This is a genomic window from Acidimangrovimonas sediminis, assembly GCF_002871005.1.
GTDB lineage: Bacteria > Pseudomonadota > Alphaproteobacteria > Rhodobacterales > Rhodobacteraceae > Acidimangrovimonas > Acidimangrovimonas sediminis.
In genome coordinates this window covers 20,501-27,669 of the sequence record NZ_PHSN01000048.1, presented here as the reverse complement: position 1 = coordinate 27,669, position 7,169 = coordinate 20,501, and the positions used below count along the sequence as shown (strand labels likewise).

The window sequence follows — 7,169 nt, the reverse complement described above, 5'->3', positions numbered from 1 at the left end:
ATGGAAGAACAGACCGCGGAACCGAAGCGCCACCAACAGCATGCCCGATAACAACACGGTCGAGCGGACAATCCGCCCCATCGCGTTGAACCGGAAGAATGCCCTCTTCGCCGGCCACGATGCCGGGGCGGAGAACTGGGCTGTCATCGCTTCGCTGATCGAGACCTGCAAGCTAAATGCCGTCGATCCTCACGCCTGGCTGGCCGCCACCCTCAGCGCCATCGCGACCGGCCATATGCAAAGCCGGATCGAAGAACTGCTGCCCTGGAATTACTCCGGCAAGGTGTGACCGGAATACCGGTTACGACCGATTTGACCCTTCGGCGGAGGCTAGATCTGGGGGAGAGCCTGTCCCGCAGCGATGCCTTTCGCCACGCGCCAGCCGAACACGATTGCCGGGCCCAGTGTCGTTCCGGGGCCGGGGTAGGTGCCCCGGAAAATCGAGGTGAGATCGTTACCGCAGGCATAGAGCCCCCGGATCGGGTTCCCCTTGGCGTCCAGCACGCGGCCGTCCTCGTCCCCGCGTAGCCCGGCGCTGCAGGCTAGGTCCGCCGGCTCGACCGCCACCGCGTAGAACGGCCCTGGCCCGACCGGCCGCAGGCAGGGGTTGGGCTTGCACTCAGGATCGCCGTTGAACCGGTTGACGACGGTCGAGCCGCGGCCGAACTCCTCGTCGACGCCCGAGGCGGCGTAGCGGTTGTAGTCCGCGGCGGTGTCGGCCAATCCCGTCGGGTCCACCCCGATCTTTCCGGCGAGCGCCTCGAGTGTTGGCGCCTCGACGATATAGCCGTGCCGGAGCATGGCCTTCAGCCCGCGCGCACCCGGAAGGACCAGGCCGAGCCCGAAGTCGCGGATGAAGCTTGCGTCGCAGATCAGGTGGGCCGGCACGCTCGGCACCGTCTCATGGCTTTTCAGCATCCCCATCACGAAGTCATGGTAGGAGTTGGCCTCGTTCACGAACCGCCGCCCGGCGGAGTTCACCGCGAAAAGGCCGGGTTTGGCGCGATCCAGAATGATGTGGGGCCAGAGCGCGTCGGGCCCGTTACTGCGGCCCATGCGCGATGTCGGCATCCAGAGCGCGGGGCTGTCGTGGCCGTCGTCGACCGCGGCGCCTATCGCCTCGGCCAGGGAAACGCCGTCGCCGGTGTTCGTTTCGGGCGCGAGCGAGGTCGCCCGCGCAGCGGCGGGAAAGAGCCGTTCCCGCAAGGCCGCGTTTTGCGCGATACCCCCGGTTGCCAGCACGACGCCGCGACGGGCGTGGATCGTCTGGCGCCCCCCGGATCCGTTGACGATCGCGCCGACCACGTTTCCGTCCTCCAGCACCAGCTCGGCCACGCCGGTCTCGAAGGCGATCTTCACGCCCTGCTTCCGCAGGCTGTAGAGCAGCCGCGCAGCCAGGGCGTTGCCCATCACCAGCCGGGTGCCGCGCTTGTGCCGCAGGCGGTCGCGACCATAGCGCCAGAGCAGAGACAACACGGTCCGGAGGTTGGCCGCCGAGGCGAGCGGCGCCAGAAGCGGCGCGAGCTCGGTCCTCGTGACCATCATCCCGCCAAGTCCCATGAACTCTGGCCGCGGCGGGCGTACGCGCGCGAAATCGGCGCCCAGCAGTCTGCCGTCGAATTCGAGTGGGGCGAGGGCGCGCCCTCCATAGGCGGCGCCGGGGCCGGGCACATAGTCGGGATGCGCCTTGGCGGCCGCAAGCTTGACCTCGGAGGTCGCCTCCAGCTCGGCGAGCGCCTCGGCGCCCGAGGACAGGAAGGCCTCGCGCAGGCGGTCTCCACCGCGGTCACCGACCACGGCCTGAAGGAACTGCCGCGCGTCCTCGGCGCTGTCGGCCACGCCGTCGCGGCGGCTCTGTTCAGTGCCCGGAACCCAGATCGTCCCGCCCGAGGTGGAGGTGATGCCGCCCACCATCGCGGTCTTCTCGCACAACAGGACATCCAGCCCCTGCTGCGCGGCGACAAGGGCTGCGGTCATGCCGCCCGCGCCGGCGCCGAAGACGAGAAGGTCCACGACGCGGTCGGCCCCGGCCGCGGCAGGCTCTGTTTTCTGGTCCATTGTGATCTCCTCCGAACTCGCCTTGAAATTGGAATCCAATTCCATAATTGTAAAGTCCGGTTTTTCACGCAGGGCTCGACGGGCCCGGGAAGAGGGGGCCCCCGATGATCTACGAGTTGCGCAGCTACGATTTCGACCCGGCCGGGGCGCCGCGCTATCTTGCGCTGTTCCAGAGCGAGGGCCTGCCGCTGGTGACGCGGCACCTGCCGCTACTGGGCTATTGGCTGACCGAGACCGGCGGGCTGAACCGTCTGCATCACCTCTGGGTCTACCGCGATCTCGAGGACCGGGCCGCCTGCCGCGCTGGCGCGTCGCGGGACAAGGGATGGACGCAAGGCTTTGCCCCGAGGGCCTTTCCGATGATCCGCCGCCAGACCTCTTGCCTGATGACGCTGGAGGTGGGGTCAGAGGCGCTGCGGCGCGCCGAGGAGGCCGCGCGCAGGGCGCATGGCCCCGTCGCTGCCAGCGCGCCGGTGACGGGCCCCGGCTGGGCGATGCTGTTGCGCGATCCGTCGCGTGGGAAGACGGGCGATGAGGAGGGCGCTGTGGAACCGAAGGGCGGCGGCGCAGGGCTGGTCGCTTGCTGGCGTGTCCTGTCCGGCGTGGGCGAGGCGCCGCCCGGCGCGCGTATCGTCCTGTCGCGCGCCGCCGAGGCCGGCGGCCTGCGCTTCCCCGACCGCCCGGCACGCGCCTGCGAGCTGATGCGGCCGACCTCTTTCTCGCCGCTCTAGCCGTCGTCGCGGCGTTGCTGGCGGAAGGTGCCCGGCGCCGCCCCCACACGCTTGGTGAAGAAGCGGCTGAAATAGGCGGGGTCCTCGAACCCAAGCGAATGCGCGATCTCGGCCACCGTGTTGCGCGAATAGAGCAGGCTGCGCTTGGCCTCGACGACCAGCCGCGCGTGCAACAGCTTCGATGCGCTCATTCCGGTGCGGGCGCGGCAGGCGGCGTTCAGCTTGGACAGCGAGACGCCCAGCCGCCCGGTGTAGAAGCCGAGCTGCTTCTCAACCCGGTAATGATCCTCGAGCAGGTCGCGGAAGCGGTTGACGAGGTGCAGGTCGCCGCGCGTGCGGGGCGGCAGACGGCTGCTGTTATGAAGATGCAGTCGCAGCAGGGCGACCAGCAGGCGCTCGACCTGCGCCCGGACCGCCAGATGCCGCCCGGGATAGGCGCGTACGAATTCCCGTTGCAGCCACTCGAAGGACGAGGCGATTCCCAGCGCGTCGATGGTCTCGTGGTCGAGCGGGTAGACCGCGGGGGTCGCCAGCGCCGCGGCGATCTGCGGATCCCCGGCGATCAGCGGCCGGCTGTAGCTGGTGGCGACGGTCGCGACCTGCCCCTCGGTCGCCGGCGCGAAGGCGATGGCATGCACCGTTCCCGCCGGCAGAACCATCAGGCAGGGAGGCTCGACCGGCATCCGCTGCCCCTCGATGTCCAGCTCTCCCCCTCCTGCGGAGACGAGCAGGATCTGGCTGTGTTCCGGATGCGAATGAGGCCGAATAGTCCAATCGTGTGCACCGCTGCGCACGGGGATCGCTTCAACGTGAAGAAAGTCCGACTCGGCGGTCTGCTGATCTTCACCATAAAGAAAATAATGCGAAATCCTCTCCATGATGCGGCCTCCTCCTTGGGGAACGCGCGTCTCGGGCGCGTTCCAGTTCTGACGATCTGTACAATCCTTTCTCCCGTTCGTCCATTCCGCGCCCGGCGGGCGGAGGCGTAGTCTCGGCCCGGAAGAGGCGTGGAGAGGCGGCCCCGCCGCCGGGAGGAAGAAATGTCGGAGGAAAGGGCCATACCGGCCGAATGCGATGTGCTCGTCGTGGGCTCCGGGGCGGGCGGGCTGTCGCTTGCGATCACCGCCAGGAAACACGGCCTCGACGTAGTCGTCGTCGAGAAGGCGCCGGTCTTCGGCGGCACGACCGCGTTCTCCGGGGGGGTTCTGTGGGTCCCCGGCAACCCCCATTGCAGGCCCGCGAACGAGGGCGACACGGTCGAGGCCGCCAAGACCTACCTCAAGCACGAGGCCGGGAATTTCTATGACGAGCAGGTGGTCGATACCTACCTGCGCCGCGGCCCGGAGATGCTGGCCTTCTTCGAGCGCGAGACCGAGGTGAAGTTCGTCGCGTCCGCCTATCCCGACTACCATCCCGACGCGCCCGGCGGGGCGCAGGCCGGCCGCTCGGTGACTGCCGCGCCCTACGATGCGCGGCGTCTGGGCAAGGATCTGGCGCGGCTGCGGCCGCCGCTGAAGACGATCACCTTCATCGGCATGATGTTCAATTCCTCCAATGCCGATCTGAAACACTTCTTCAACGCCACCCGCTCGCTGACCTCGGCGGCCTATGTCGCGCGGCGGCTGATGAACCATCTGAAGGACCTCGCGCTCTATCGCCGGGGGGTGCAGGTGACCAGCGGCAACGCGCTGGCGGCGCGGCTGGCGAAATCGGCGCTCGATCTCGGCATCCCGATCCTGACCGGCACGCCGGTGACAGCCCTGGTGCGGGACGGCGAAAGGGTGGTCGGCGCCGAGGTGACGCACGGCGGCAAGCCGGGCACGATCCGGGCGCGGCGGGCGGTCGTGCTGGCCTCGGGCGGGTTTCCGCACGACCCCGCGAGGGTCGCGAAGGCCTATCCGCATCTGCGCCGCGGCGGCACGCATTTCTCGCCCACGCCGGCCGAGAATACCGGCGACGGAATCCGGCTGGCGGAGGGGCTGGGGGCCGCATGTCCGCTGGATTATCCCAACGCCTCGGCCTGGATGCCGGTCTCGCGGGTGCCGCAGGGCGGCGGGCGCTACGGCGCCTTCCCGCATCTCGTCGACCGCTACAAGCCCGGCGTGATCGGGGTGGTCTCCTCGGGCCGGCGCTTCACCAACGAGTCGAACTCCTACCACGACGTCGGCGAGGCGATGATCGCCGCCTGCGAGGGGCAGCAGGAAACCCGCGCCTGGCTGATCTGCGACCATCCAACCTTGCGCAAATACGGCCTGGGGCATGCCAAGCCCGCGCCGGTGCCGACCGGGATCTACCTGCGCAACGGTTATCTCAAGCGCGGCCGCACGCTGGCGGACCTCGCCCGTGCCGCCGGGATCGACCCGGAGGGCCTGACCGCCACGGTCGAGGCCTACAACCGCGACGCGGTGAACGGCGAAGACCCGGCCTTCGGGCGCGGCTCTACCGCATTCAACCGCTATCTCGCGGATCCGGCGCACAAGCCCAACCCGGCAGTGGGTCCGATCCGCAAGGGGCCGTTCTACGCGCTGGAGATCGTGATGGGCGACCTCGGCACCTTCGACGGGCTGCAGACCGATCTGGTCGGGCGGGTCCTCGCAGAGGGCGCGCCGGTGCCGGGGCTCTATGCCGTCGGCAACGACCGGGCAAGCATGATGGGCGGGGCCTATCCGGGCGCTGGGATCACGCTGGGCCCGAACATGACCTTCGGCTATGTCACCGGATTGCATCTGGCGGGGGCGCTGACATGAGCGCCAGCACGAATTGCGAGAGCTGGCTGGGCCTCTACGGGCGGGTCTGCGTCGTCACCGGGGCGGCGGGCGGGATCGGCCGCGCCATCGCCCGGGCCTTCGCGGCCGAGGGGGCGGCGGTCGCCGTGCTCGACCACGACCGCGACGGGGCGGAGCAGACGGCATCGATGATCGCGACAGCGGGCGGCCGCGCCCGGGCGGTCGCGCTGGACGTCGCCGACGAGGACAGCGTGTCCGCGGCCTGCGCCGAGGTCGAGGCGCGGCTCGGCCCGAGCGACATACTGGTCAACAACGCCGCGGTGATGCGGCCCGGGCGGCTCGACGATCTGGCGCTGGAGGACTGGCAGCAGGTGCTCGACATCAACCTGACCGGCTACCTGCGCTGTGCCCGCGCCTTCGGGCGGGGGATGCGGCTGCGCGGTCGCGGCGCGCTGGTGCATGTCGCCTCGATCTCGGGTGTCTCGCCCCAGCCCAACAGCGGCGCCTACAGCGCGGCGAAGGCTGGCGTGGTGATGCTGGCCCGGCAGATCGCCTACGAATGGGGGCCGGCTGGCCTGCGCTCGAACAGCGTGAGCCCGGGGATGATCGAGACCCCGCTCACCGCCGGTTTCTATGCGACAGGGGACGTGAGGGCGCGCCGTGCGGCGGTGATCCCGACGCGGCGGATCGGTCTGCCGGCGGATATCGCACAGGCCTGCCTGTTCCTCGCCAGCGACCGGGCGGGCTATGTCAACGGCCACGACCTCGTGGTCGACGGCGGCTACGGCCAGACCCTCATGGGCCAGATCCCGAGGCCTGGCTATGAGTGATCTGGCAGAGCAGGCGGCGGGCCCGACGCCGCGCCCGGTGGTTTTGATCACCGGCGCGGCGCAGGGGATCGGTGCCGGTATGGCGGGGGTCTTCGCCGGGGCGGGATACCGGGTCGCGATCGCGGATCTCGAAGGTCTCGCGGCAGAGGCGGCGGCAGCGTCCCTCGGGCCGGAGCACGCGGGCTTTGGCCTCGACGTGGCGGATGAGACCGTCGTGCGCGAGACGGTTTTTGCGGTGGAGCGCCGCTTTGGCCGGATCGACGCCGTCGTCAACAATGCCGGGATCGGCGACAGCCACCTGCCCACGCTGGAGCAGGACTTCGCCGCCTTCCGCAAGGTCCTCGACGTGCATCTCGCCGGCAGCTACCTCGTCGCGCGCGAGGCCGGGCGGGGGATGATCGCCCGCGGTGCGGGATCCATCGTCAATGTCAGCTCCATCGCCGGGCTGACGGGGATGCCGCGGCGCAATGCCTACAGCGCGGCAAAGGCCGGCATCGTCGCGATGACCGAAGCACTGGCCTGCGAATGGGCGGCGCGCGGGGTTCGCGTCAACGCGATCGCGCCGGGATACGTCGAGACGGCGCTGGTGGCAAAGCTGATCGGCGCCGGACGTATTGACCGGGACCGGATGGTGTCGCGCGTGCCGATGGGCCGACTGGGCCGGCCCGAGGAGATCGGGCAGGCGGCGCTGTTCCTTTGCAGTCCGCGGGCGGGGTTTATCACCGGCAGCTGCCTGTCCGTCGACGGCGGTTGGGCCGCCTTCAACGATGCAGGCCCGGCCTGGCAACCGGAGCGCTAGGAGCGGGGCCAGAAATGCCGGCGGG

The 7,169-nt window shown here is 69.7% G+C and carries 7 protein-coding genes; 5 read left to right on the top strand and 2 right to left on the bottom strand.

Annotation, left to right across the window (positions count from 1 at the left end):
* Positions 1-289, top strand: a 289-nt coding sequence (locus CVV76_RS23570) for a transposase domain-containing protein (protein WP_146010375.1), incomplete at its 5' end; no start/stop codon positions are given.
* A 41-nt stretch (positions 290-330) separates the two neighbouring features.
* On the opposite strand, the gene CVV76_RS23565 is transcribed toward CVV76_RS23570, so the two are convergent.
* The gene (locus CVV76_RS23565; protein WP_102227134.1) at positions 331-2,058 is read right to left on the bottom strand and encodes an FAD-dependent oxidoreductase; all 1,728 of its coding nucleotides are present in this window, start codon (positions 2,056-2,058) and stop codon (positions 331-333) included.
* Between the two features lie 104 nt (positions 2,059-2,162).
* Here CVV76_RS23565 and CVV76_RS23560 point away from each other — a divergent pair, with 104 nt between their 5' ends.
* Positions 2,163-2,789, top strand: coding sequence for an NIPSNAP family protein (locus CVV76_RS23560; protein ID WP_102227132.1), 627 nt, complete (start codon positions 2,163-2,165; stop codon positions 2,787-2,789).
* Here the strand turns inward: CVV76_RS23560 and CVV76_RS23555 are convergent.
* Positions 2,786-3,667: a helix-turn-helix domain-containing protein gene (locus CVV76_RS23555; RefSeq protein ID WP_102227131.1), complete on the bottom strand. Its 882-nt coding sequence runs from the start codon at positions 3,665-3,667 to the stop codon at positions 2,786-2,788. The two genes, CVV76_RS23560 and CVV76_RS23555, sit on opposite strands and share 4 nt — an antisense overlap.
* Before the next feature lie 162 nt (positions 3,668-3,829).
* On the opposite strand from CVV76_RS23555, the gene CVV76_RS23550 reads away from it, so the two are divergent.
* Genes CVV76_RS23550 through CVV76_RS23540 form a run of 3 tightly spaced genes read left to right on the top strand, consistent with a single transcriptional unit; the run spans position 3,830 to position 7,144 of the window.
* Positions 3,830-5,536 (top strand): FAD-dependent oxidoreductase, encoded by a 1,707-nt coding sequence (locus tag CVV76_RS23550; protein WP_102227130.1) that lies wholly within the window; start codon positions 3,830-3,832, stop codon positions 5,534-5,536.
* Positions 5,533-6,345: an SDR family NAD(P)-dependent oxidoreductase gene (locus CVV76_RS23545; RefSeq protein ID WP_102227129.1), complete on the top strand. Its 813-nt coding sequence runs from the start codon at positions 5,533-5,535 to the stop codon at positions 6,343-6,345. Before CVV76_RS23550 ends, CVV76_RS23545 begins: the two co-directional genes overlap by 4 nt.
* Entirely contained in the window at positions 6,338-7,144 is an 807-nt protein-coding gene (locus CVV76_RS23540) for a glucose 1-dehydrogenase (protein WP_102227128.1), read from the top strand. Before CVV76_RS23545 ends, CVV76_RS23540 begins: the two co-directional genes overlap by 8 nt.
* The last annotated feature ends 25 nt before the right edge of the window (positions 7,145-7,169 follow it).

Bases quoted from the DNA above. Each gene is read 5' to 3' on its own strand.
- CVV76_RS23560 (WP_102227132.1), top strand. From the start codon at position 2,163: ATGATCTACGAGTTGCGCAGCTACGATTTCGACCCGGCCGGGGCGCCG.
- CVV76_RS23540 (WP_102227128.1), top strand. From the start codon at position 6,338: ATGAGTGATCTGGCAGAGCAGGCGGCGGGCCCGACGCCGCGCCCGGTG.
- CVV76_RS23565 (WP_102227134.1), bottom strand. From the start codon at position 2,058: ATGGACCAGAAAACAGAGCCTGCCGCGGCCGGGGCCGACCGCGTCGTG.
- CVV76_RS23555 (WP_102227131.1), bottom strand. From the start codon at position 3,667: ATGGAGAGGATTTCGCATTATTTTCTTTATGGTGAAGATCAGCAGACC.
- CVV76_RS23545 (WP_102227129.1), top strand. From the start codon at position 5,533: ATGAGCGCCAGCACGAATTGCGAGAGCTGGCTGGGCCTCTACGGGCGG.
- CVV76_RS23550 (WP_102227130.1), top strand. From the start codon at position 3,830: ATGTCGGAGGAAAGGGCCATACCGGCCGAATGCGATGTGCTCGTCGTG.